This window comes from Bradyrhizobium algeriense (assembly GCF_003062295.1).
Lineage (GTDB): Bacteria > Pseudomonadota > Alphaproteobacteria > Rhizobiales > Xanthobacteraceae > Bradyrhizobium > Bradyrhizobium algeriense.
In genome coordinates this window covers 1-484 of the sequence record NZ_PYCN01000241.1, presented here as the reverse complement: position 1 = coordinate 484, position 484 = coordinate 1, and the positions used below count along the sequence as shown (strand labels likewise).

1 pseudogene is annotated in these 484 nt (G+C 63.6%); it reads right to left on the bottom strand.

The annotated features are described in order from the left end of the window. Positions 1-484: pseudogene (locus C7G61_RS45485) on the bottom strand (IS66 family transposase); the annotation flags it as partial.

The window sequence follows — 484 nt, the reverse complement described above, 5'->3', positions numbered from 1 at the left end:
CTGCTTGGGCGAGGCCGGCATCAGCTTCTGCAGGTGTCGCTCGGCATGGATCCAGCACAGAGCGTGCGTGGCCACCCGGAACTGACCGGCATCATCAGAGACCACGACCGTGTTGTCCATCAGCCCGTGATGCCGGAGCGCACCCCAGGTGGCCGCTTCGTTGAGCGTCTGCAGTAGGGGCCGGTCGAAGATGTTGATCGAACACTGCAACAGATGCTGCCACCACTCCATCTGCGAGCGGAACACCTGCCCCTGGAGCTGGCTCAACCGGGCGATCACGGCAGCCTCGACAGGCTGCCGGCGCAGATAGTCCAGTGTGGCTTCGTTGACGACATAGTCCTCGCAACCACCCCGCAGCAGCGACAGGAAGTTCAGGCGCGATTTTGATCGGCTGGTGCGGAAGACGCAAAAGCGTTCACCGCCGATCTGGGTGGTCACAGCGGGACGGCGGGCATGCCGCGCACCCGTATCATCGACGGTGATG